Raw genomic sequence first — 22,208 nt, 5'->3', positions numbered from 1 at the left:
AGGCGTTACTGGTGCAATGGACAAAGAAGCTACTAATGCAAGAAAAGGAGAATTTAACTGATGATTGACACTAAGGATTATCTAGTTGCCCCCGGCCATTGTGTAAGGTTGCACGATATAGCCACTAAAGACAACGGCGGACTTACCAAAAAAGAAGGCATGCAAGCAATCCGCAGCCTCTCCAAACGCTTATTTGAGCTGCAAGACTTGCTGTACGCGCAGCGCGCTAAAAGCCTATTAATCGTATTTCAAGCCATGGACGCTGGCGGCAAAGACTCCACTACCCGGCGTGTGTTTACCAGTGTAAATCCAAGCATGCTGATGGTAAGAAGTTTCAAAAAGCCTAACACAGAGGAATTATCGCACGATTTTTTATGGCGCGTTCATCAACACACGCCGCCCAAAGGCGTGATTGGTGTGTTTAATCGCTCACATTATGAAGATATAGTCACGGTGGGTGTTAATCAACTTCAGCCCTCAAAGCTTTGGCAGTCGCGCTTTGAGCATATAAATAGCTTTGAGAAAATGCTGGTAGGCGAAGGCACTATGGTGCTTAAGTTTTATCTGCATATTTCGAAAAACTATCAAAAAGAACGTTTACAGCGCAGGCTAGATCGCGCTGATAAACACTGGAAATTTGAATTTGCTGACGTAGACGCGCGTGAGCATTGGGATGAGTACTTAGCACTATACAGTGAAGCTATTGAACGCTGTTCAACAGCAACTTCGCCTTGGTATGTAGTGCCTAGCGAGCGCAGATGGTATCGCGATTTAGTGGTATTACAGAGCATTGTAAACACCCTAGATGCTCTGCAGATGGACTATCCTGAACCTGAATTTGACCCCAATAGTGTGAAAATACCTTAAGGCTTCTCACGCAGCAATGGCCATATTATTTTACGCAATTTGGTGTGGGTGAAGGCGACATTGAACGTTTAAAGGGAATAATTCCTGCTAGCGTGCAGTGAAAATTTGTAAAAACAGCTATGGCCGAGCATCATTAGCCGTTATTATTATGCCATCAAAAACCTGATAAGTCTTTCGGGTTTATCTGCACATTATATTAAGCACTAAAACAAACACTATGGCGCAATTATACTTTTACTACTCAGCAATGAACGCTGGCAAATCTACCTCTTTATTACAGTCGGCTTACAATTACCAAGAGCGCGGTATGAAAGTGCAGCTTTACACTGTTGCCTTTGACGACCGCTTTGCTCAGGGCAAAATTGCCTCGCGCATAGGCCTGGAGTCTGAAGCAGACTTATTCACCGACCAAACCAATCTTTTTGAGGATGTTGCGGTTAAACAAAAGCAGCACAAACTGTCTTGCATTTTTATTGATGAAGCTCAGTTTTTAACGCGCCAGCAGGTAAAGCAGTGCCTGCAAATTGTCGATAAACTCAATATTCCTGTTTTAGCCTATGGCTTGCGCACCGACTTCAAAGGCGAAACTTTCGAAGGCAGCCACTATTTACTCGCCTGGGCTGACAAAATGAACGAACTCAAAACCATTTGCCACTGTGGCCGCAAGGCCAACTTTGTGGCAAAGCTAGACGGCAACGGAAATGTTCTTCAAGAAGGTGCACAAATTGAAATTGGCGGCAATGAACGCTATGAGTCACTTTGCCGCAAGCATTACTGCGAAAAGACAGATTTTTACACTAATTGACGCTGTATGGCTAAGCTGACTAATTAGGCGACCGTATGCCTTGCCAATCTTCTAAATCCTGCTCGGGTTTTTCTAAGCGAAAACGTGCGTAAAGCGCAATGCCGTATTGATCTTCTAATATATCAACGTGCACCTTGTTTTCTTTTAAAAAGTCCTGCGTACCTGATGCGTTAGTCACATCACCAACAACGACGCGACTAAACCCTCTCATCTGAATAAGCGTTGCACATACGCTACAAGGACTCAAGCTAGTGTAAATGGTGGTTCGGCTAAAATCGATTCTGCCTGCATCTCTTATTGCAGACGTTTCGCCGTGATTATAAGGATGATTTTCTTGCACTAGCGTGTTGTGGCCTTTACCTACAATTGTGTTGCTTGCGTTGTTAACGATCACAGCGCCAATTGGGCAGCCACCTTCGTCATAACTTTTTTGCGCCAGTAGCACTGCAATACGCATAAAGTCTGCGTCTGTTAGGCCTTGCGTGAAATCGTTGTTCATCAGCATAGGCAAGCTTTTAGTTGGCATATGTGCAATTGCATTTAGTGCATGTTCAGTTACTGGTGTTTGTTCATGTAAAAGTGTTTTCATATAGCGTATTTTTTGTCCATTTTTAGTAGCATAGCAGAGTAATGTTCATCTCAACAAAAAATCACAAGGCTTTGAACTAGTATAAAAAACCCGCGTAAAGCGAACTTTTTTACAGCAAGGCTAGATTAAAAGAATCTAACTCTAAATTCAGTACCAACAAAGCGCTCTTCGTTAACAATACCGGTGTTGTTATTAAAGTCTAGCCATTAAGCATATGATTATCCTCATATTAATTATGTGTGTATTGCTTTAGAAACACGGCATAATCTTACGAAAAAGAACAATGACGGCTAAATTAAGACAATTAAGGCAATTATGACTTGGTGTAAGTCCACAAGGCGCTATCACACATAGCTATATAAGCTTTGTTTATAAGCTTTGTTTATAAGGTAGCGTAACTTAAAGCAATTGTCGCTTGCGCCCAACATCCACTATGCTTAACATTATTAAATACTATTACTAACAGAGCTTAGCATGGATTTTTCTCACAACCCAAAAACACTCGACTACTTAGCCCGTATACGCAGCTTTATGGACGCGCATATATTTCCCATAGAAGACAAAGTATATGGCGAAATTCATGCAGCTAACCCAGACGGAAATTGGAAAAATTGGCAAATTCATCCTGACATTACGCGTTTAAAAGCCTTAGCCAAAGAGCAAGGTTTATGGAATATGTTTTTGCCCGATGCTAAATTAGGCCAAGGCCTCACCTGCTTAGAATACGCACCTTTAGCTGAGGAAACCGGCAAAGTCATTTTCGCGCCCGAAATTTTCAACTGCAACGCACCCGACACGGGCAATATGGAAGTGCTGTACCATTTTGGCAATGAGTTTCAACAACAAAAATGGTTAACGCCCTTACTTAACGGTGAAATACGCTCTGTATTTGGCATGACCGAACCCGACGTTGCCTCATCTGACGCCACCAACATGCAGGCCACTATTGAGGCCGACGGCGACGAGCTTATTCTTAATGGTAAAAAATGGTGGACCACTGGCTTAGGTCACCCAAATGCCAAAGTCATGGTCTTTATGGGACTTTCAAACCCAGAAAACGACCGCCACAGCCAGCACTCAATGGTAATGGTGCCCTTAGATACCAAAGGCATCGAAATTACGCGTATGCTTAGCGCCTATGGCGACTTTGATGCGCCTTTTGGCCACGGTGAGGTACATTTACACAACGTACGCGTACCGAAAGAAAATTTGTTAGTGGGTTTAGGCAAAGGCTTTGCCATAGCGCAAGGTCGCTTGGGCCCGGGCCGTATACATCATTGCATGCGCGCAGTTGGTATGGCTGAAAAAGCATTAGAATTAGGCATAAGACGCGGCCTAGAACGCGTTGCTTTTGGCAAGCCCTTAATTGAATTAGGCGGTAATAAAGAGCGCATTGCGCAAGCCCGCATGCTCATTGAACAAAGCCGTTTGCTCACCCTTCAGGCCGCTTGGAAAATAGATAACTTGGGCGTTAAAAATGCTATGGTAGATATTTCAGCGATCAAAGTGGTTGTGCCTAACATGGCGCAGCAGGTAGTAGACATCGCTTTACAACTGCATGGCGGCGGCGGAATGTGTAACGACTTCCCTATTGCCCGATTTGCCGCAGGCGCACGCTCGCTTCGCTTAGCTGACGGGCCTGACGAAGTGCACATGGCCATGGTATCTAGATTAGAGCTTAAAAAATATAAATAGGCCAATATGACGACGCAAACCCCACACAAAGCTGCCTCAGTACTTGACCAAGGCAGCGCCATTCGAGCAGGTGAAGAGCTGCCCACTGGCCCCCTTCTAGAGTGGCTAAATAGCGAAATTAAACTGCCCAATGGTGAATCACTAAGCGGCGACATGAAGGTGACCCAATATTCAGGCGGTGCCTCTAACTGGACTTACTGCTTAAGTTTTGACAATCGTGATGTAATATTGCGCAGGCCGCCTGCCGGCACCAAAGCAAAAGGTGCACACGATATGGGCCGCGAATATAGCTTACAAGACGCGCTTAAACCAGTGTATAGCAAAGTGCCCGCTATGCTTGGCTACACCGATGATGAAAGCGTTATTGGCGCTGAATTTTACGTGATGGAAAAAATTAACGGGATAATTCCGCGCAAGCATTTCCCGCGCGGCGTGAATTTATCCCAAGGGCAAGCGCGCAGGCTTTGCGAAGTAGCGCTTGATGAACTCATTAACCTGCATAACGTTGACATAGAAGCTGCAAACTTATCCCATTTAGGCAAAGGTGCAGGCTATGCGCAGCGCCAAGTACTGGGCTGGAATAAGCGCTACACGAACGCGAAAACGTGGAACGTGCCCAGCGGCAAAAAAGTAATGCGCTGGCTCGAAGATAACCTGCCAGCCAAAGAAACAATTTGCATGACCCACAACGACTATCGCTTTGACAACCTGGTGCTTGATGTTAACGACCCTACCCAAATATTAGCCGTGCTTGATTGGGAGCTAGCCACCTTGGGTGATCCGCTAATGGATTTAGGCAATAGCCTAGCCTACTGGATACAGGCCGATGACGATTTCATGGCCCGCAGTACTCAACTTCAGCCAACTGATATTCCCGGCATGATGACGCGCCAGCAAGTTATTGATTATTACTGCAACAAGCAAGGCGTAGAGCCAAAAGCCTTCGCTTTTTATGAAGTGTACGGCTTGTTTAGGCTGGCCGGTATTGTGCAGCAAATCTACTATCGCTATCACCACAAACAAACTCACAATAAGGCGTATAAGAATATGTGGACCTTTGTGCATTATTTATTGTATCGCTGTAATAAAATTACTAAGCAGCAGTGAAAGATGGCTATTTAAAATAGTTTTATTCATATTGTTAAAAAACATAGCATTAGTACTACAAAGCAGCGTCATTTAATAAGCGCTGGCTTTGCACTGTAAATAGCATATTCGGACAATATAACCATGAGAAAAAACATTCTGATCACGGGCGCAAGCTCAGGCCTTGGCCGTGAAATGGCGGTGCAATTTGCGCAAAAAGGTCGCAACCTAGCCTTATGTGCTCGGCGCATAGACCGCCTTGAAATACTAAAAGCAGAGCTACTGGCTATCAATCCAAGCATAAGCGTTATCATTAAGTCTTTAGATGTCAACGACCACGACGCCGTATTCACTGTGTTCAATGAATTCAAACAAGAACTTGGACAGCTTGACCGAGTAATCGTAAACGCAGGCATGGGCAAAGGGGCTTCCATTGGCACCGGCTACTTTGAAGCCAATAAACAAACTGCCATTACAAATTTTGTATCGGCCTTGGCGCAGTGTGAAGCCGCTGTGACTATTTTCAGAGCGCAAAACGCTGGGCATTTAGTCACCATTTCATCTATTAGTGCGGTGCGCGGGTTCAGACGCGCCTTAAACGTATACGCCGCCACAAAAGCCGCCATTACCTCCTTAAGTGAAGGCCTGCGAATGGATTTAGCCAAAACACCCATTAAGGTATCCACCATTCATCCTGGCTTTATTCGCAGTGAAATTAATGAAAAAGTAAAAAAAGTACCGTTTATGGTCGACACACAAACGGGCTGCAAAGCCATGGTAGCGGCGATTGAAAAAGAAGGTGCAAATAGCTACGTACCTACTTGGCCATGGGCGATAATGCAGCTAATAATGCGAGTGGCGCCCTTGTCTTTGCTGGCAAAAATGAGCTAAGCCCCAATCGAGTGAGTTAACCACATGCAGTCTACTGTTTTCACCGCCATATTCTTACCTTTAGTGCTTGCCAGTATTATGTTTGGAATGGGCTTGAGTCTGCAGCTTAAAGACTTTGCGCGCTTAGCCAAATTGCCTAAACCAATATTTGTGGGCCTGTTTGGGCAGATGCTGCTGTTACCTGCCCTTGCCTTTGCTATTGCGCTTGCCTTTAATGCCTCAGCACAAATCGCAATAGGCATGATGCTGCTAGCGGCGTGCCCCGGCGGCAGCACCTCAAATTTACTCTCGCATTTAGCCAAAGCTAACTTAGCTCTGTCTATATCGTTAACGGCAATCACCACCGTTATTTGCGTATTTACTACGCCCTTTTTAATTGCCTTCTCTATCAACTACTTTTCTGAAGGCGAACCTGTAGAATTTTCTTTGCTCAAGACCTCTTTGGGCTTAATTGTTATTACACTTGTGCCTGTAGCGCTTGGCATGTTGACCCGTCATCGTTTTATCAATATCGCCTTAAGGCTGGAGCCTATCTTTCGTAAACTTGCCATTGTGTTCATGTTATTGCTAATTGTAAAAATTAGTTTTGACGAGCGTGAAATGCTGGTGGAAGGATTCCCCGACTTATACTTGTTCACTATTGGCCTAAACTTAAGCGCTACGCTGCTGGGGATGCTGCTGGCGAAACTATTTTTACTTAATCAAAAAGATCGCATAACCTTAGGAATAGAAGTAGGCACACAAAATGCGACGCTTGCTATTTTAATTGCAGTTAGCTTTATACAAGAGCCAGCCTATGCGCTTATTGCCGGCGGGTATGGTTTAATGATGTATTTAGGCGCTGCTGGTTTGGTTTTGTATTCGCGAAACAAAGGTGTCAAAGAATAAAATGCATCGCGTTTTATATCACCCTAAACCGATGGCTTTTTATGACAGCAATAGCGAACGTTGCCAGTATGTTTAGAAATACTTAACTTGTAATATTCGGCATTCTTCACCACACTGTTAGTAGTCTTTTCACACCTAATCATTTATTTATGCAGAGTACTATTCAACTATGAACATGCGCTTTTCTTCGAATATAAATAAGCAACATTCAAATCCTCTTATCTTTTTGTATCAACGTAAACTGGCACTAAATCTGTGCTTGGTATTGCTATGTACATTCTCCGTTTCTGCCCTCAGTAAAAGTGTCGATAAGAAGCATATTGAGCAAGCAATCGAGGAAGCGCTTAGCACATTTCAAACACCCGGCATGGCGGTTGGCATTATTCACCAAAACGAAGTGGTGCTGTCGAAAGGCTTCGGCAAAGCCAATATTGCTAACAACAAAAAGGTAGATGCGCAAACCTATTTTCGCCTAGCGTCTACCAGTAAAGCTTTTACCAGTGCGGCATTGGCAATTTTAGTGGATGAAGAAAAGTTAAACTGGAACGATAAAGTTATTACCCACCTGCCAGAATTTACGCTTTATGACCCCTATGTTACCCGCGAATTTACCATTACCGATTTACTGACGCACCGCAGCGGCCTAATTAACGGCGCAGGCGACAGCATGATTTGGCCAGAGCCTTCAGGCTTCACGCGCGCAGAAGTCATTGCTAATCTACAATATTTAACACCCGAGTATAGCTTTAGAGACCGCTATGCATATTCCAATGTCATGTACATTACGGCAGGCGAACTAGTCGCTAAAGTCAGCGGCATGAGTTTTGAAAATTTTGTGGAGCAGCGCATTTTTAAACCGCTCGCGATGAACTGTTTTGTGGGCGACATTCCCAAGGCAAGTTTAAACAACGTGGCGATGGGCTATGCTCATAACAGCGCGCGCGGTATTTATGCTATACCGCGCAATGGCATTTCACAACAGGGGCTAATGTCAGCAGCCGCAGGCGGCATGGTGTGCAATGTGCAAGATATGTTGAAATGGATAGGCGCTTTGCTTAACCGTAACAACCTGCCCTTTTCAGATAAGCAGCTTACACAAATGTGGTATCCGCAGACTATTTTATGGGTATCGCCACAGGAGCGTGAGTGGAACAAGACCCTATTTAAAAGCTATGGCTTAGGCTGGCGCTTAGCCAATATTGGTGAGCTTAACGTTATTTCACACACCGGCACACTTTCAGGCTATCAGGCCTATGTGCTAATGGTGCCTAAACTAACGCTTGGCGTGGTTATTTTAAGCAATGGCTCTAATTCAGCGGCGCGCGGCTCAGTCATGCAAACTATTGTGAAAGCTTATATGCAAAAAGCAGGATATGTTGACAAACAGCAGCAAGATTGGATAAGCACCTATGTGGATCATTTGGACGAGCGTGAACAAGCTTATTTGGCCAAATTTGAAGAGCCCGTTGCCACTGCGCCAATGAGTATTACTGATGAACAAATTTTAGGTGAATACAAAGACAAGTGGTTTGGCAGTTTCACCGTAGTGAGCACCAATCACAAAACAGCGGCTAACACCCCTATTTTGCGCATAAGCTCCAACAGGATGAAAACCCTGACGGGCACCCTAGCACCTTTTCAAGACGCTACCTATAAAATAGAATGGGATAATAAAAATGCCGCCAGCGATGCGTTCATGCATTTTACGCTCAATGTAAAGCGTGAAGTAGTTAAAGCCGAGCTGCATCCGTTTAGGGTCGACACCGTTGTGAATCATGCATATCGCGACATGACGTTTATAAAGATCGCGCCCGAATAACTATCGCACACACTTTTTTCGACGCTATGCTTTGCTGTAGCCACCTACTCATGCCACTTTGGTCGTCGCCAAAATGGCTGAGCACATCGCTAACACTATTATTGCTGAGCATACTGCGAAATGCATTGTTTGTAGCTTCATCGCAGTATTCAAATAGACCTTTGTAATGCTGCCTCCATAAAACAATAGAGCGATAAGTCGGCTTTTTTATCGCGCTACTTATCAAACCTTGCACCTTATTACTGCTTGTCTGCTTTTGCACTTGCGCGCTGTGAGAAAGACACTCATCCTCATAGGTATGCGCTAGTTCGTAAAGTTCTTGAACAGGAAATAAAGCCTCAGTGAGCTGCAAGCCAATGCCGGGCAAAAAGCGAAGTGTTTCTGGGGGCTTAGTTTGCAATAACGAAAATGACGCAGCATCAAAGGCTCTATTAGACGCCCGCTCTATTTGCATTAAGCGCCAGTCGATATCCGCAAGCTCGGGCAAAAAAGGCATGCTGGTAAGCGCGTCGATGCTAAGCATAAATTCACTTAAGCCTTGCCCGTAGTCTGCCCAATCGAAGCACGTTTTGGGATAAGCTTTTAAATACGCTAACGACAGTTTGCGAAAGTCTTCTTCATCCATTATGGCAAACACAGTGCTGTAAGTGATCGACAGCGCTCTTATGCCACTCATTATGTAGTTGTTACGATAAACACTGAGCGCGTTTTGTGTGTTTACTTGCATGGAAGAGCTGTCGGCTGATGTATTTACAGAATTGTCATTAAATGGTTTAGTAATGAGTTTGCTGGAAAGCTCATTTTCTTGTTGTGTGTTATTCAAGCTTTTTTCAGGTGAATCTTTATCTTGATTAAACACAGCCTGAATAAGCAAAGATTGATAGCGCATGTTAAAATCTGGCTTTTTGAGCTTCGCCCACTAGCACTTCCCAAGTAGGTAGTTTATTGTCCCACTCTATTAAGGTAGCCGCATTGCCAAACAGCGCTTTTGCTCGTGTGTATAATTCCCAACATTGAGGAGACACCGCACTTGCATGATCATCCACAATAAAGCCATTCACTTTGTTGTCACTAAAGCCAGCTAAATGAATTTCACCCACCAAATGAGCGGGTATTTGTTTTATATTTTCATATACATAGTCAACTACATTGGCTTGTTGTTGATTCAACGCATTTACAATAAGATTATTGAGATCAAGCAATAAACCACACCCCGCCTGCTGGCAAAGCGCAATTAAAAACGCAAATTCGCTCATTTCATCTGCTTGCATGGGATCTATATGCGATATGCTGATATAAGAAGACAGGTTTTCAATTAAAATGGGCCGCTTGAGTTTGTCCTGCACCTGAGCAATATTAGTGGCTAATACACGTAAAGAAGCTTGATTATATGCCAACGGCAGCAAATCGCCTGAATGCAGCACGTGCCCGTCAACCAAAGCCCTGTTAAAGCATAAATGTTCCGACACCCACTTTGCATTACTCACGTTAACCACGTGCGCAAATTGTGCAAGCGTATCGCATGGTAGCGCCATATTTGAGCCTAAACCTAAAGACGTGCCGTGAATGCTGATGTCGTATTTTTGTGCGGCGTCTTGCAGCACTTCAAGCGCTATGCCGCCTTTTGCAAAAAAGTTCTCAGCGTGTAGCTCAACAAAATCGATGTGCGTGTTTATAGGATTGTCAGACAGAGCTTGTGCATAGTGAGGGTGGCGTAGCCCAACACCTACAAGGCCATTGGGCTGCTCGGTAACTGAAAATGGGTTCACGCTAGCTCCTAATAGAAGAACAACTAAGCATTGAGGGTGGATTAGTTGCTTGTGTTTTTCTTAGCCCGCGTTTGTATATTGAATTGCATTTTTCTCAGCCTGCATTTCTTGAAACATTTTTTTCGCTTCATTACCGTCAAATCCGCCTAAGTCTTTGCATGTACCTGCGGGTACTAAACGCCACTCACCAATGTCGTTATCAACAGTAGACTGACCTGCGCAGCTGTGAGTGCCGGCTAAATTTCCACAGTCATTTTGACCCGCCTTTGACACGCCGTAGCATTTTTCTTTGTTTTTAGCAGCATCAACCGCATCAATTACGCCTAGAGACATTACGGCGGCTAGGGCAGCGACGACAGCAATATTCGTTTTCATAATCATTCCTTTTTAATTTTCAGTAATAGCGCATCAAATAGTCAAAAAACACGCGTTACTATAGCAAACTGGTAAAATACTTCTGCGTTTTCATCATTAGCCTATTTAGTGCAAACGTAAAGCGCTGGTAAAGATGTATTTTTCGATGTTGATATTACTACCTTGCGACCCCTATGTAACCTTATTCTTTATCAAAAACTGCGGCTGGGTATAGCGCTTAGTTCTCACAATACTAGTTAATATCAGCGCCGCGTTTAGCATGTCGGTAAAGTGAAGAAATAACGGCGAAAAACCAATGCGCAAAATATCGGGCGACCTGAAATCGCTTATTACACCTTCGCTTATTAATGCTTGGCAAATGGCATAGGCGTGTGGATGCTTGTAAGAAATTTGGCTGCCGCGCATTTGAGCCTGCTCGTTACATGCTAAGACAAGTGGCGAGTCACTGGGTGAGTAGCTAGCATTTATTTGCTCAACGCAAGATTGAAAAAAGTCGTTTAGCGCAATTGATTTAGCGCGCAAATCGCTCACGCTTATTGTTTCAAACATGTCTAGTGCGGCGTCTAAAACGCTCATAGAGATAATACTCGGGGTTCCGCATAAAAGCTGCTCAATACCTGCGGCTTTTTCGTAATCATGCTCAAAATCAAAGGGCTTTTTATGCCCCAGCCAGCCACTTAGCGGCTGTTGTAAATCGGGTAATAAACGTTCAGCTACATAGGCAAAACCTGGTGCGCCCGGGCCACCGTTTAAATATTTATAGGTGCAGCCTACGGCAAAATCTACCTCACACTCTTCAAGCGCTAAAGGCAACACGCCTGCACTGTGCGCTAAATCCCATAACACTAAAATTCCCTTAGCGTGAGCAAGCTCGGTTAGTGCCTGCAAATCGTGAATATCGCCATTTCTAAAATTCACATGCGTGAGCATAAGTACCGCTATACGATGACCATGTTCTTCAATGCTGCGGGTTATATCTTTGCTGTCAACACTCATTAACTCAAGCTTTGTTTGTGTGCCACTATTTAACAGCTGGCCCAACCCTTGCACCATGTATAAATCGGTTGGAAAATTATCCTTTTGAGATAATATTAGGGTGCGCGCATCGGTTTTGTCATCCGCGGCTTGCTTAGCGCTAAGTAATAACGCAGCGCTTAGCAATTTAAACAAGTTAACTGAAATAGAATCGCAGCAAATAACCGTATTAGGCGCCGCGCCTATCAGCTTGGCTATTTTGTTACCCACTGTTGTTGGTAAGTTAATCCAGTCATGCACATTCCAGCTGCTAATTAAACTGTTTCCCCACTGCTGCTCCACCACCTCTACCGCCCTATTTTTGGCCGCTTTACTTAGGGGGCCTAAGGAGTTTCCATCGACATAAATGACGTTTTGGGGCAGTAAAAACTCACTTTTAAACGAGGCTAAAGGGTCTTCTTGATTTAACTTTTTAGCCTTAGCTAGTAAATCGGCTGCTAATTTATGGTTAGACGGCATTTTAGGCTACTCCCATGTTTGCTTGGTTGAACGCTAATAGTCATATACAAAAGGCTCGCTAGTACAAAGCGAGCATAGGTGCCTATCGTAAAAGGTAAAGCACAATTACTTACTCAAGGCGCCAGAATATATATACCTTACAGCAATTACGCTAGGCAACAACGCTTAAATTTTTTGCCACTGCCGCATAAACAAGTGTCGTTACGAGAGGGCGTTACTGCGCCTGACTTATGCAGCATATCGCCATCTTCCATAACGCCATTTCCCGTTTATGTTACCGCGCCTACCAATGGCTAAGCTTCAAATACAAAACTTCATTACGCCAACGGTATAAAGCATTAAACACAAAGATATCGAATCAAACGCCAATGTTGTGTAAAGTGGGGAATCATCCAAGCTATCACACTGTCATTAGCCGTTTATAAAAATTTACCGTGTGCTTATCGTATAAAATCAACTGAGTAATTAATGAAATCCACTAACCAATATCGCTTAATTTTCCCCTTCTTAATGACCGCTTTTTTTATCAGCCTTGCCGGCTGTAACACACAAAACGTATCATCAACACCTCCCGAAAAACAAAAAAACAGGCCCAGCAGGCGGTCGCTATGCCCGACAGTTTTGCAGCAAGCGTAGCAATGGATGTGTTAAATAACGGCGGCAACGCGGTTGACGCTGCTATTGCAGCCCACTTCAGCTTAGCCGTCACATTGCCTGAAGCCGGTAACATTGGCGGCGGTGGCTTCATGGTTATTCATTATGAAGGAGCAAACGACTTTTTAGACTACCGCGAAGTCGCCCCACAAAACGCCCATCGCGATATGTACTTAAACAAAGACGGCGAGGTAAACACCAATCAGTCTATCTACGGTGTGTTAGCGTCGGGCGTGCCTGGCTCAGTGTCGGGCATGTGGGCCTTACATAAAAAATATGGCTCTATGCCATGGGAGCAGTTACTCGCACCGGCGGTGGCGCTTGCAAAAGACGGCTTTGTTATGCCTAAAATGCTCGCCGATAGCATTGCCCAATACATTGAATATTTACAAGAACAAAATATAAGCGTGAATTTTGCCGACTATTTTGCGTCTGCCAAAGCCGGAAAATTGTTTGTACAGCCAGAACTCGCAGCTACCTTATCGCGCATTCAAACATTAGGGGAAGACGGTTTTTACAAAGGCGAAACCGCTTTGTTAATTGAACAGTTTATGCAACAACATGGCGGCCTTATTTCACGCAGCGATTTAGTGCAGTATGAGTCTAAATGGCGTGCACCCATTATTAGTCAATGGCGTGAATATAAAGTAATAAGCGCGGCTCCTCCAAGCTCAGGCGGTATAGCGGTGGCCCAGTGGCTACAAATGTACGACGCGGTTAAAGCGCGCGTGCCGAATCAAACTATTGCCCACAATAGCCCTTTATACGTTCATATTTTAGCCGAAGCGGGTAAGCGCGTGTTTGCCGATCGCGCTGAGTATTTGGGCGATCCCGACTTTTTTGAAGTACCCAAAACCGAGCTGCTAGCACCGGAGTATATCGCCAAGCGCGCCAGTTCCATTAACATTAACGCGATTTCAGATACCAGCGCCATTCGTCCGGGCTTAGCGCAAAGCGAACAAACCACACATTTCTCAATTGTCGATAAGCACGGCAACGCGGTGTCTAATACCACCACTATTAATTTAGGCTTTGGCAGTGGCATGGTGGTAGCAGGCGCAGGCTTTTTACTCAACGATGAAATGGACGACTTTAGTGTAAAGCGCGGCGTGCCGAACTTTTTTGGTGCTGTAGGCGGCGTCGCCAATGAAATTCAACCCTTCAAAAGAATGCTCAGCAGCATGACACCAACCATTGTGCTAAAAGACGGAAATATTGCGATGGTGACAGGTTCGCCGGGCGGCACCACAATATTGTCTTCGGTGTATTTAAGTATTCTAAACGCCTTAGAGTTTTCAATGCCGGTGCAAAGCGTGGTTGATTCGCCTAGATTTCATCATCAGTTACTGCCTAAAGATGAAATTTGGTATCATGAAGCAATGCCTCAAGAGACTATGCAAGCTTTAGAAGCAATGGGATACACCAGCAAAACCAGCCAGTTTGGTGATCTACACATTATCGTGAACAGAGGTAATGGGCTTGAAGCGGCCTCAGAAGCACGCGGCCGCGGCAAAGCAATAGTTGAAAATGTGGACTGACGGTAGGTTTAAAACACCACAAAATTAAACACAATGAGTGCCACAAAAATAATTGAAAAATAAGGAATGGGCGACGACCAAATTGTTAAAGGCTGATGTGGATCTATGTTGCCCATTTGCTGTCGCCTTCGCATCAAATAGCTAAAAAAGAAAAACGGAAGAGGCACTATCCCTACATAAGCAATACCTAACCACCCAAACGCCGACCACGCCATGAACGCGACATAGGCGTAAATTAATGCTAGTACAATGTATTTCACTGCGACTTCCTTTTTTGCCCGTTGCGCACGTTTACAATTAACATATACCTAGAGTGTGCCTGTTACGCGCACATTAGTAAAATAAATAGGCAAATTGCGTAAAAGTATTACCTTGCCCAATACTCCCACGACATAAAGCAAAACCTAAGCTGTTCGTCAATAATGCCACAAGCACTTGATTATCTTGTTATGACGGCCCACTAATGGTATTTTTGATAAGATTTCTATTCTCGAGTCATGGCGTTCTGTGGCTTACATCAAGCTGTTATTGTAATAAGGAAAAACCATGCTTCACCGTTTAATGTTGCCCATAATGTCGGTGTTAAGTATTTCGATACTAACGGCTTGTTCACCTTCTCAAGAGTCTACAATGCCTGAAAAAACAATCCAAGAACCTACACTCAAAACGCTCAGCATCGTCGCCCCCGTTGCCAATAAAATTCCGTTTACAGCAACGCATCATGGCAAGACCATTAGTGATCATTACAACTGGTTAAAAGACGCAGACTATCCAGAGGTAAACGACAGCGCCATTATCGATTATTTGAATGAAGAAAACGCGTATTTCAATGCCTTTATTGCGCCTAAAACACCTTTAGTAGACACCTTGTTTGAAGAATTTAAGGGCCGTACTAACGACCAAGAAAGTTCACTACCATGGATTGAAAACGGTTACGAATACACATCATTTTTTAACGAAGGTGGAGAGTATCGCACTTATACTCGTCGTAAGTTAGACACAGCAAGTAACGACACTACTTTAAATTCTGATAATAACAGTAATAGTGACGCCAACAGCGGCGATAAAATATTCTTAAATGTAACTGAACTAGCCAAGCCCTATGATTATTTCAGCATGGGCGATTGGGAAATAAGCCCCAATAATCAATACCTCGCATATTCTTACAATACCAACGGCGATGAGCGCTACACGATAGTCATTAAAGACCTAAACACCGGTAAATTACTGGCTGACCAGTTAAGCGATACCAGCGGAGAAATAAGCTTTAGCGCCGACAGTCAGTCACTCGTATACGGTCAGCTTGACAAAGACCGCTGGTTTACAACCAGTATTAACCTGCATACATTAGGCACTAGCCAGCAAGACGATATTGCGCTGTTAAGTGAAAAAGACGACAGCTATTTCATGAATTTTAATATGACTAGCTCAAATGAGTTTTTGTTACTGGGCAGTGGGCAAAGTGAAATTAGCGAAGTATATGTCCTACCCGCTAACAACCTCAGTGCAAAGCCGGTGTTGTTAGTGTCTAGAGAACAGGCGTTTATCGCCAGTATTGATCATGCTAACGGCTATTTCTATATTGTCGCAAACGACACCCACGTCAATTCAAGACTAGCAAAAGTGGCTGACAACAACCCTGCTTATGCAAACTGGGAAACGCTTATTGCAGGCTCGGATGAACGCTACTTTATCGGCATGCAGTTGTTTAAGAACTTTATGTCTATTGTCTCTAGAGAAAACGGCATTGAGCGCTTTACTATTTCTGATTATGCAGACAACTCACACGATATTGTTTTTCCTGAATCTGTCTTTGCGGTATCTAACGGCATGAACCCAGAGTTTAATCAGGACTTTATTCGTATAAACTATGATTCAATGATTACACCAAGCACTGTTTTTGACTATTATCTAGCAGATAAAAAATTAGTCATTAAAAAGGTGCAAGAAATTCCCTCAGGTTACGATAAGTCACAGTATGTCACTGAACGACTTATGGCCCCTGCTCGCGACGGCGTGCTAGTGCCAGTTACCATCGTGTATCACAAAGACTTCAAAAAAGATGGCTATCAGCCTATGCATTTATATGGATATGGCGCCTACGGGATGACCATAAGGCCTAGTTTTTCTAGCACGCGCCTTAGTCTGCTTGATCGCGGTTTTTCATACGCCATAGCCCATGTGCGCGGCAGCGACATGTTAGGCCATCAGTGGTATTTAGATGGTAAGTTGACTCAGCGCAACAATACCTTCAACGACTTTGTAGATGTGGCTAATTACTTAGTGTCTCAAAACTATGTCCAAGCGGGAAATATCAGCATTTCTGGACGCAGTGCAGGCGGTAAACTAATGGGCGCTGTGACAATACAAGCGCCCACACTATGGCGTTCAGTCACCCTGGGTGTGCCCTTCGTTGACGTGCTAAACACGATGCTTGATGCAAATTTGCCGCTCACTCCGCCAGAGTGGAGTGAATGGGGTAACCCCATTGAAGACACAGCTGCCTTTGATCTTATTCAAGCATACTCGCCCTACGACAACATTGCCCGCGTTGATTATCCGCCCATGCTAGTCACCGGCGGTTTAAATGACCCGCGTGTAACCTACTGGGAACCCGCTAAATGGACGGCAAGAATGCGCGAATTAAAAACCGATGACAATTTATTGATTATGCGCATTAACATGGGCGCGGGTCATTTTGCGAACAGCGGTCGCTATGGGCGATTGCGTGATAATGCGGAAGAATTCGCATTTATGTTAGCGTCGCATGGCATCACACAGTAAATATGAAAAAATTAATATCCTGTAGCATTATATTAAGCGCCTTAATAAGCAGCCACAGCTTTGCTCTTAGCGATACGCTTCGCTTATCAGAGCCTGTCGTAAAAAATGCCATAAGCGAAACCTTCGGGCAAGCGCTAAACACGTCACTTGAAAAAGTTACCATCGCTGAATTAGCTAATGATTCGAGCAAGCACCTAGGCAAACCCTTTCAAGTAGAGACGAAAATTGCAAAGGTGTGTCAAAAGAAAGGCTGCTTTTTTATTGCTCAGCAAGATGAACATGTTTTACGCGTTTCGTTCAAAGACTACGGCTTTTTCATTCCCACCGACAGCAGCGGTAAAACAGTGCTGCTAGCGGGAGAATTGATTCAAAAAGAGATGAGCCAGCAACAAGCCGCGCATTTTACCGACGACCTACAAACCGAGTCAGCCGCAATAAGACCCGGTATTGTGTATGAAATTGTCGCTACAAGCGTACAAATTCCGTTAAGCTAGGCGCAAGATACTAACTTTGAGTGAAATAAGCGCTTGAATCTGAACCGTATTTTGTTCAAGCGCTGTACACTAACTTACGCCTGACACCTCGTTTGCACTGTATTTAACGGTAAAATCAAGGCATAAAAAGCAACGCTTCAGCAAAAGGTTTATGAGCATGACCTCTCTTAGTGAGAAACAAAAAATGGTTCAGGGCCTAGAGTACTTCTCTAGCGACAAACAGCTTCATCAAGATCGTGAGCGTGCCAAGCAGCTTTGTCAGCAGTTTAACGCAAGTGCCATTGACAAGCGCAAGGCTAGCCGAGCAATTATAAAGACTCTGTTTGAAGCGGGCGCGGGTGCATGGATTGAACCGCCTTTTTTTTGCGACTACGGCTACAACATATCAGTTGGCAAACAGTTTTATGCCAATCACGGCCTCGTTATTCTCGACGCAGCAAAAGTTACTTTTGGCGATAACGTGATGATTGCACCGGGGGTGCTTATATCAACCGCAACTCACCCGCTAGATCATCTTAAGCGTAATAAGGGCATTGAAACTGCGCACCCTATTAGTGTAGGAAATAATGTCTGGATTGGCATGGGCGCAAAAATTCTCGATGGCATCACCATTGGCGACAACGCCGTTATTGCCGCAGGTGCGGTTGTCAATAAAGACGTGCCCGCCAACACTGTTGTTGCAGGTGTACCGGCAGGTGTTATCAAGCATTTATAATATTGACCAACAACATAAACCTTGTCATTACTAACAATGCTAAAAATGACCCAATGCACTGGCAGTATGCTATTTAATAATAAGCCCATTGCTGCTTTCTAATTACACCATCTTTGCGTTATACTGCGCAAAATTCGTCCTAACGACTCTCTTCTAGGCTTTTTCGTGCGTTCAATACTTGTTTCTATAATGGCTTTGTTTGTAAGCATCTTTTTACTGCTACTTGGCAACAGCTTGTTAAGTACCTTGCTTATACTAAGAGGTGTCGAAGAGGGCTTCTCAGGTAAGTTTTTAGGCCTGTTAACCTCCGTTTATTTTTTGGGGGCTTTTGCGGCTACCTTAATGGCATCGACCCTTATAAAGCGAATGGGGCATATTCGGTGCTTTACATTTTGCACAGCCTTGCTCGCTTGCTCTACATTAGCGTATGTCGTGCATGTAGCGCCAATAACATGGCTATTTATTCGCTTTCTCACTGGTTTTGCCATTTTTGCTATTTATACCGTACTAGAAAGCTGGCTTAACGGCCAAACCCAAGACGAATATCGTAGCCGCGTATTTTCTTTATATACACTGGTGAACTTCGTGGCTGTGGCCGCTTCGCAGCAGCTTTTACTGCTTGATAACGCCACCGGCTATATGTTATTCATCATTGCCAGCTTACTGGTAACCGCCGCTATTATGCCTGTTTCTTGGACCCGCCTGCAGCAGCCTAATATCGCCATTGACATGCCCTCTATGAGCATTAAAAAAGTGGTTGATGCAGCGCCAGTTGCAGCATTAGGCTGTTTTGTATCAGGCTTAGTTTTAGGCCCTTTTTGGGGCTTAACGCCACTATTTATAACCGAACTTGGCTACACCAATAAAGAACTAGCGGCGTTTATATCTCTGTCAATTTTAGGCGGTGCACTCATACAGTACCCTGTGGGTTTGTGGTCTGACTATATGGATCGCAGGCGCGTCATTTTGTTTTCGTTTGTGTTTGGTGCGGTATTTGCGGTGGCAATGTCTTATAGCGCGCTGTACTTTGCCCAAGAGCGCGGATTAATAACCCTATTTTCAGCACTATTTTGCGGCTTAATTATCGCCGTTTATCCCATATCGGTTGTCCACTTGGTCGACAGAATACATAAAGATCATTTGGTGGCCGGCTCTAGCTGCCTATTGATGATTTATGGACTGGGCTCTTTTATAGGGCCTGCCATAGCCGGGTTTGCCCTTGAGTATATGGGTGCAGCTGCATTACCCATTTATTATGCGATTGTACTTGTCATATTTAGTGGTCTGCTACTTATTCACTTAATGCGCTCGAAAATTGTCGAAATACCAGAGGATCATGAAAGTGAGTTTGTAGCAATGGTGCGTACCTCACAAAATGTACTGCCAATGCACCCAGAGTCTGAGGAAATATTAGACAAACCTTAAGTATTAAGGTTTGTCTAGGGACCGTTTTTCTTTATCTAGCTCTTCGCGCGCGACCACATTGATATGCCGATAGGCAATATAAGTCAGCAAGAAAAATATTCCGAGTAAAGCGACGCTAAACACGCCCCAATTGTCGCCAACATAATAGTCAAGCGCGGCGCCAAATAAGTAGCCGGTACCTACTAGCGCAAAAGCCCAAGTAAGCGCTGAGGCAAAATTAAGTCCCGTAAACACCTGCCAAGGCATGTCGGTTAGTGCAACTGGCAAAGCGCCAATAGTGCGCATACCTTTAGGATAGCGGTATAAAAAAATGTAGGCTTTACCGTAGCGGTTAAGCAGCAGCCTTGCAGTGTGCACCGATTTTTGATAATGCTTGTTAGCCCATAGATTTTGAACACCATATTTTCGGCCAAGGTAAAAACGCAGTTCATCGCCCAAATACCCACCCATAATTACCGCAGCGCCAACAATCACTATGTCTAAAGCGCCTAAATGAGCGGCAATGCCCGCAAAAAGGGGCAGCGCGCCGCTTTTTAAAGCACAGTAAAGGAATAAAATTGCATAGCTGAGTACGCCGTAGTCACTTATTATTTGTAAAATCGTTTCCATGGCGTTTAACAGTATTCCTTAATCGGGCTTGTCGGTAACTGCGCCCGTAGAGGCTGAGCTTACCGTTCTAGCATACTTTGCAAGCAAACCACGTGTATATTTGGCGGCAGGCTGCTGCCATTTTACCTTTCTTTTTGCCATTTCTTCGTCGCTAACGTGTAAGGTCATTTCCCGCGTTTGCGCATCAATGGTAATACTGTCACCATTTTGCACAAGCCCTATTGGACCGCCCTCAAAAGCTTCAGGCGTAATGTGACCTACCACAAAGCCTCTGCTGCCGCCTGAAAAACGACCGTCGGTAATAAGCGCAACGTCGTTGCCTAAGCCTTTCCCCATGATGGCCGAGGTAGGGCTCAGCATTTCGCGCATGCCGGGTCCACCGCGTGGCCCTTCGTAGCGAATGACGACGACGTCACCTGCCACTACTTGGCCATCGATAATGGCGGCAAAGCCCTGCTCTTCTGAATCATAGACTTTCGCGTTACCCGTAAAACGTAAGCCCTCTTTTCCCGTAATTTTGGATACCGCGCCCTCGGGGGCTAAATTACCATTGAGTATGACTAAGTGGCTGTCTTTTTTAATCGCTTTATCAAAAGGTAAAATTATCTTTTGCCCTTCTGGGTAGTCAGCCACACCGGCTAAGTTTTCAGCCATGGTTTTGCCCGTTACCGTCATGCATTCGCCGTGTAACATGCCCGCGTCTAACAGACGTTTCATAAGCGGCTGAATGCCGCCAATTTCGATTAATTCAGACATTAAGTATTGACCACTAGGGCGTAGGTCGGCAATTACTGGGGTTTTATCACCAATTCGAACAAAATCATCTAAAGTAACTTCAACGCCTATTGCATCAGCCATGGCAATTAAATGCAGCACCGCGTTGGTCGACCCGCCTAGGGTAATAATGAGCGTTATGGCATTTTCAAACGCTTTTTTGGTCATAATATCAGACGGTTTAATATCGTGTTCCAACAAGTGCACAATCGCTTTACCGGCGTCTAGGCAGTCTTGCTTTTTATTTTGTGAAACGGCATTTTGCGCAGAGCTATTGGGCATGCTCATGCCTAAGGCTTCGATAGCTGAGGCCAGTGTATTAGCGGTGTACATACCCCCACATGAGCCTGCGCCAGGTATCGCCGTTTTTTCAATGTGCTCTAATTGCGTAATGGGGATATCGCCGGCGGCATAACTGCCAACGGCTTCGAAAACAGAGACTATGTCAGTGTGATTTTCGCCCGGCAAGATAGTACCGCCGTAAACAAAAATAGAAGGGCGATTTAAGCGCGCCAAGCCCATTAAACAGCCAGGCATATTCTTGTCACAGCCGCCAATAGCAATAATACCGTCGTGCCCCATGCCGGCAGAGACCGCTTCTATGGAGTCACAAATGACCTCGCGTGACACTAACGAATATTTCATGCCTTCGGTGCCCATTGAAATACCGTCAGATATGGTAATGGTGTTATAAATGACGCTCTTTGCACCGGCGCTATCAACGCCTTTGCCTACTTCTTCTGCAAGCTTGTTAATGTGCATATTGCAGGGCGTCACCATTGACCATGTGGAGGCGATACCTACCTGAGACTTTTTGAAGTCGTCATCGGTAAAGCCAACGGCTCTTAACATCGAGCGGCTGGGTGCTTGAGCAGCACCGTCTACAATTTTTTGTGAATATTTACGCGGTTTATCAATTGGCATGTCTTGTTCTTTG

At 44.6% G+C, this 22,208-nt stretch carries 21 protein-coding genes; 12 read left to right on the top strand and 9 right to left on the bottom strand.

The window, feature by feature from the left end:
* Window positions 1-60: 60 nt before the first annotated feature.
* Together GPUN_RS06325 and GPUN_RS06320 are read left to right on the top strand one after the other, a co-directional pair.
* A complete protein-coding gene (locus GPUN_RS06325; RefSeq protein ID WP_006004612.1) occupies window positions 61-867 on the top strand; it encodes a PPK2 family polyphosphate kinase in 807 nt (268 codons plus the stop codon).
* Window positions 868-1,084: 217 nt separating this feature from the next.
* Window positions 1,085-1,672: a thymidine kinase gene (locus GPUN_RS06320; RefSeq protein WP_006004610.1), complete on the top strand. Its 588-nt coding sequence runs from the start codon at window positions 1,085-1,087 to the stop codon at window positions 1,670-1,672.
* 19 nt (window positions 1,673-1,691) lie between these two features.
* On the opposite strand, the gene GPUN_RS06315 is transcribed toward GPUN_RS06320, so the two are convergent.
* Entirely contained in the window at window positions 1,692-2,261 is a 570-nt protein-coding gene (locus tag GPUN_RS06315) for a nucleoside deaminase (RefSeq protein WP_006004608.1), read from the bottom strand.
* A 474-nt stretch (window positions 2,262-2,735) separates the two neighbouring features.
* Between GPUN_RS06315 and GPUN_RS06310 the strand changes: the two genes are divergently transcribed.
* The 5 genes from GPUN_RS06310 to GPUN_RS06290 all read left to right on the top strand — a co-directional run bounded on the left by GPUN_RS06310 (window position 2,736) and on the right by GPUN_RS06290 (window position 8,640).
* Window positions 2,736-3,956 (top strand): acyl-CoA dehydrogenase family protein, encoded by a 1,221-nt coding sequence (locus GPUN_RS06310; RefSeq protein ID WP_006004606.1) that lies wholly within the window; start codon window positions 2,736-2,738, stop codon window positions 3,954-3,956.
* 6 nt (window positions 3,957-3,962) lie between these two features.
* The gene (locus GPUN_RS06305; protein WP_006004605.1) at window positions 3,963-5,063 is read left to right on the top strand and encodes a phosphotransferase family protein; all 1,101 of its coding nucleotides are present in this window, start codon (window positions 3,963-3,965) and stop codon (window positions 5,061-5,063) included.
* Between the two features lie 123 nt (window positions 5,064-5,186).
* Complete coding sequence (locus GPUN_RS06300) at window positions 5,187-5,933, top strand: SDR family oxidoreductase (protein WP_006004603.1); 747 nt, start codon at window positions 5,187-5,189, stop codon at window positions 5,931-5,933.
* Window positions 5,934-5,957: 24 nt separating this feature from the next.
* Complete coding sequence (locus GPUN_RS06295; RefSeq protein ID WP_006004601.1) at window positions 5,958-6,821, top strand: bile acid:sodium symporter family protein; 864 nt, start codon at window positions 5,958-5,960, stop codon at window positions 6,819-6,821.
* Window positions 6,822-6,990: 169 nt separating this feature from the next.
* Window positions 6,991-8,640, top strand: coding sequence for a serine hydrolase (locus GPUN_RS06290; RefSeq protein ID WP_006004599.1), 1,650 nt, complete (start codon window positions 6,991-6,993; stop codon window positions 8,638-8,640).
* Here GPUN_RS06290 and GPUN_RS06285 read toward each other — a convergent pair.
* From GPUN_RS06285 to GPUN_RS14775, 5 genes are all read right to left on the bottom strand, one after another.
* The gene (locus tag GPUN_RS06285) at window positions 8,618-9,529 is read right to left on the bottom strand and encodes an HvfC/BufC N-terminal domain-containing protein (RefSeq protein ID WP_006004597.1); all 912 of its coding nucleotides are present in this window, start codon (window positions 9,527-9,529) and stop codon (window positions 8,618-8,620) included. The genes GPUN_RS06290 and GPUN_RS06285 overlap by 23 nt on opposite strands.
* Window position 9,530: 1 nt before the next feature.
* The gene (locus GPUN_RS06280) at window positions 9,531-10,409 is read right to left on the bottom strand and encodes an MbnB/TglH/ChrH family RiPP precursor modification enzyme (protein ID WP_006004596.1); all 879 of its coding nucleotides are present in this window, start codon (window positions 10,407-10,409) and stop codon (window positions 9,531-9,533) included.
* A gap of 60 nt (window positions 10,410-10,469) precedes the next feature.
* Complete coding sequence (locus GPUN_RS06275; protein WP_006004594.1) at window positions 10,470-10,784, bottom strand: BufA1 family periplasmic bufferin-type metallophore; 315 nt, start codon at window positions 10,782-10,784, stop codon at window positions 10,470-10,472.
* Window positions 10,785-10,955: 171 nt separating this feature from the next.
* Entirely contained in the window at window positions 10,956-12,278 is a 1,323-nt protein-coding gene (gene kynU, locus GPUN_RS06270) for a kynureninase (protein WP_006004592.1), read from the bottom strand.
* Window positions 12,279-12,424: 146 nt separating this feature from the next.
* On the bottom strand, window positions 12,425-12,517 hold the full coding sequence (locus GPUN_RS14775; RefSeq protein WP_369403273.1) for an SEC-C metal-binding domain-containing protein: 93 nt from the start codon (window positions 12,515-12,517) through the stop codon (window positions 12,425-12,427).
* 369 nt (window positions 12,518-12,886) lie between these two features.
* On the opposite strand from GPUN_RS14775, the gene ggt reads away from it, so the two are divergent.
* Window positions 12,887-14,470, top strand: a complete 1,584-nt coding sequence (gene ggt / locus GPUN_RS06260; protein ID WP_006004588.1) for a gamma-glutamyltransferase — start codon at window positions 12,887-12,889, stop codon at window positions 14,468-14,470.
* An 8-nt stretch (window positions 14,471-14,478) separates the two neighbouring features.
* On the opposite strand, the gene GPUN_RS06255 is transcribed toward ggt, so the two are convergent.
* Complete coding sequence (locus GPUN_RS06255) at window positions 14,479-14,730, bottom strand: hypothetical protein (protein ID WP_006004586.1); 252 nt, start codon at window positions 14,728-14,730, stop codon at window positions 14,479-14,481.
* A 286-nt stretch (window positions 14,731-15,016) separates the two neighbouring features.
* On the opposite strand from GPUN_RS06255, the gene GPUN_RS06250 reads away from it, so the two are divergent.
* The 4 genes from GPUN_RS06250 to GPUN_RS06235 all read left to right on the top strand — a co-directional run bounded on the left by GPUN_RS06250 (window position 15,017) and on the right by GPUN_RS06235 (window position 19,888).
* A complete protein-coding gene (locus tag GPUN_RS06250; protein WP_006004584.1) occupies window positions 15,017-17,254 on the top strand; it encodes a S9 family peptidase in 2,238 nt (745 codons plus the stop codon).
* A gap of 2 nt (window positions 17,255-17,256) precedes the next feature.
* Window positions 17,257-17,748, top strand: coding sequence for a DUF4920 domain-containing protein (locus GPUN_RS06245; RefSeq protein ID WP_006004582.1), 492 nt, complete (start codon window positions 17,257-17,259; stop codon window positions 17,746-17,748).
* A 157-nt stretch (window positions 17,749-17,905) separates the two neighbouring features.
* The gene (locus tag GPUN_RS06240; protein WP_006004580.1) at window positions 17,906-18,463 is read left to right on the top strand and encodes a sugar O-acetyltransferase; all 558 of its coding nucleotides are present in this window, start codon (window positions 17,906-17,908) and stop codon (window positions 18,461-18,463) included.
* 165 nt (window positions 18,464-18,628) lie between these two features.
* Complete coding sequence (locus GPUN_RS06235) at window positions 18,629-19,888, top strand: MFS transporter (protein WP_006004577.1); 1,260 nt, start codon at window positions 18,629-18,631, stop codon at window positions 19,886-19,888.
* Window positions 19,889-19,891: 3 nt separating this feature from the next.
* Here GPUN_RS06235 and GPUN_RS06230 read toward each other — a convergent pair whose 3' ends face one another.
* Window positions 19,892-20,497, bottom strand: a complete 606-nt coding sequence (locus GPUN_RS06230; RefSeq protein ID WP_006004576.1) for a DedA family protein — start codon at window positions 20,495-20,497, stop codon at window positions 19,892-19,894.
* An 18-nt stretch (window positions 20,498-20,515) separates the two neighbouring features.
* Window positions 20,516-22,195, bottom strand: coding sequence for a dihydroxy-acid dehydratase (gene ilvD / locus GPUN_RS06225; RefSeq protein WP_006004572.1), 1,680 nt, complete (start codon window positions 22,193-22,195; stop codon window positions 20,516-20,518).
* Window positions 22,196-22,208: the final 13 nt, after the last annotated feature.

The sequence above is a fragment of the Glaciecola punicea ACAM 611 genome, from assembly GCF_000252165.1.
GTDB classification, from domain to species: Bacteria; Pseudomonadota; Gammaproteobacteria; order Enterobacterales; family Alteromonadaceae; genus Glaciecola; species Glaciecola punicea.
The sequence above is the reverse complement of the archived record's forward strand: the minus strand, read 5'-3'. Positions and strand labels throughout refer to the sequence as shown.

Excerpts from the sequence above, each read along its gene's own strand:
- GPUN_RS06240 (WP_006004580.1), top strand. The coding sequence starts at position 17,906 with ATGACCTCTCTTAGTGAGAAACAAAAAATGGTTCAGGGCCTAGAGTAC.
- GPUN_RS06325 (WP_006004612.1), top strand. The coding sequence starts at position 61 with ATGATTGACACTAAGGATTATCTAGTTGCCCCCGGCCATTGTGTAAGG.
- GPUN_RS06295 (WP_006004601.1), top strand. The coding sequence starts at position 5,958 with ATGCAGTCTACTGTTTTCACCGCCATATTCTTACCTTTAGTGCTTGCC.
- ilvD (WP_006004572.1), bottom strand. The coding sequence starts at position 22,195 with ATGCCAATTGATAAACCGCGTAAATATTCACAAAAAATTGTAGACGGT.
- GPUN_RS06320 (WP_006004610.1), top strand. The coding sequence starts at position 1,085 with ATGGCGCAATTATACTTTTACTACTCAGCAATGAACGCTGGCAAATCT.
- GPUN_RS06300 (WP_006004603.1), top strand. The coding sequence starts at position 5,187 with ATGAGAAAAAACATTCTGATCACGGGCGCAAGCTCAGGCCTTGGCCGT.
- kynU (WP_006004592.1), bottom strand. The coding sequence starts at position 12,278 with ATGCCGTCTAACCATAAATTAGCAGCCGATTTACTAGCTAAGGCTAAA.
- GPUN_RS06290 (WP_006004599.1), top strand. The coding sequence starts at position 6,991 with ATGAACATGCGCTTTTCTTCGAATATAAATAAGCAACATTCAAATCCT.
- GPUN_RS06275 (WP_006004594.1), bottom strand. The coding sequence starts at position 10,784 with ATGAAAACGAATATTGCTGTCGTCGCTGCCCTAGCCGCCGTAATGTCT.
- GPUN_RS06250 (WP_006004584.1), top strand. The coding sequence starts at position 15,017 with ATGCTTCACCGTTTAATGTTGCCCATAATGTCGGTGTTAAGTATTTCG.
- GPUN_RS06310 (WP_006004606.1), top strand. The coding sequence starts at position 2,736 with ATGGATTTTTCTCACAACCCAAAAACACTCGACTACTTAGCCCGTATA.
- GPUN_RS06305 (WP_006004605.1), top strand. The coding sequence starts at position 3,963 with ATGACGACGCAAACCCCACACAAAGCTGCCTCAGTACTTGACCAAGGC.
- GPUN_RS06315 (WP_006004608.1), bottom strand. The coding sequence starts at position 2,261 with ATGAAAACACTTTTACATGAACAAACACCAGTAACTGAACATGCACTA.
- GPUN_RS06285 (WP_006004597.1), bottom strand. The coding sequence starts at position 9,529 with ATGCGCTATCAATCTTTGCTTATTCAGGCTGTGTTTAATCAAGATAAA.
- GPUN_RS06245 (WP_006004582.1), top strand. The coding sequence starts at position 17,257 with ATGAAAAAATTAATATCCTGTAGCATTATATTAAGCGCCTTAATAAGC.
- GPUN_RS06230 (WP_006004576.1), bottom strand. The coding sequence starts at position 20,497 with ATGGAAACGATTTTACAAATAATAAGTGACTACGGCGTACTCAGCTAT.
- ggt (WP_006004588.1), top strand. The coding sequence starts at position 12,887 with ATGCCCGACAGTTTTGCAGCAAGCGTAGCAATGGATGTGTTAAATAAC.
- GPUN_RS14775 (WP_369403273.1), bottom strand. The coding sequence starts at position 12,517 with ATGCTGCATAAGTCAGGCGCAGTAACGCCCTCTCGTAACGACACTTGT.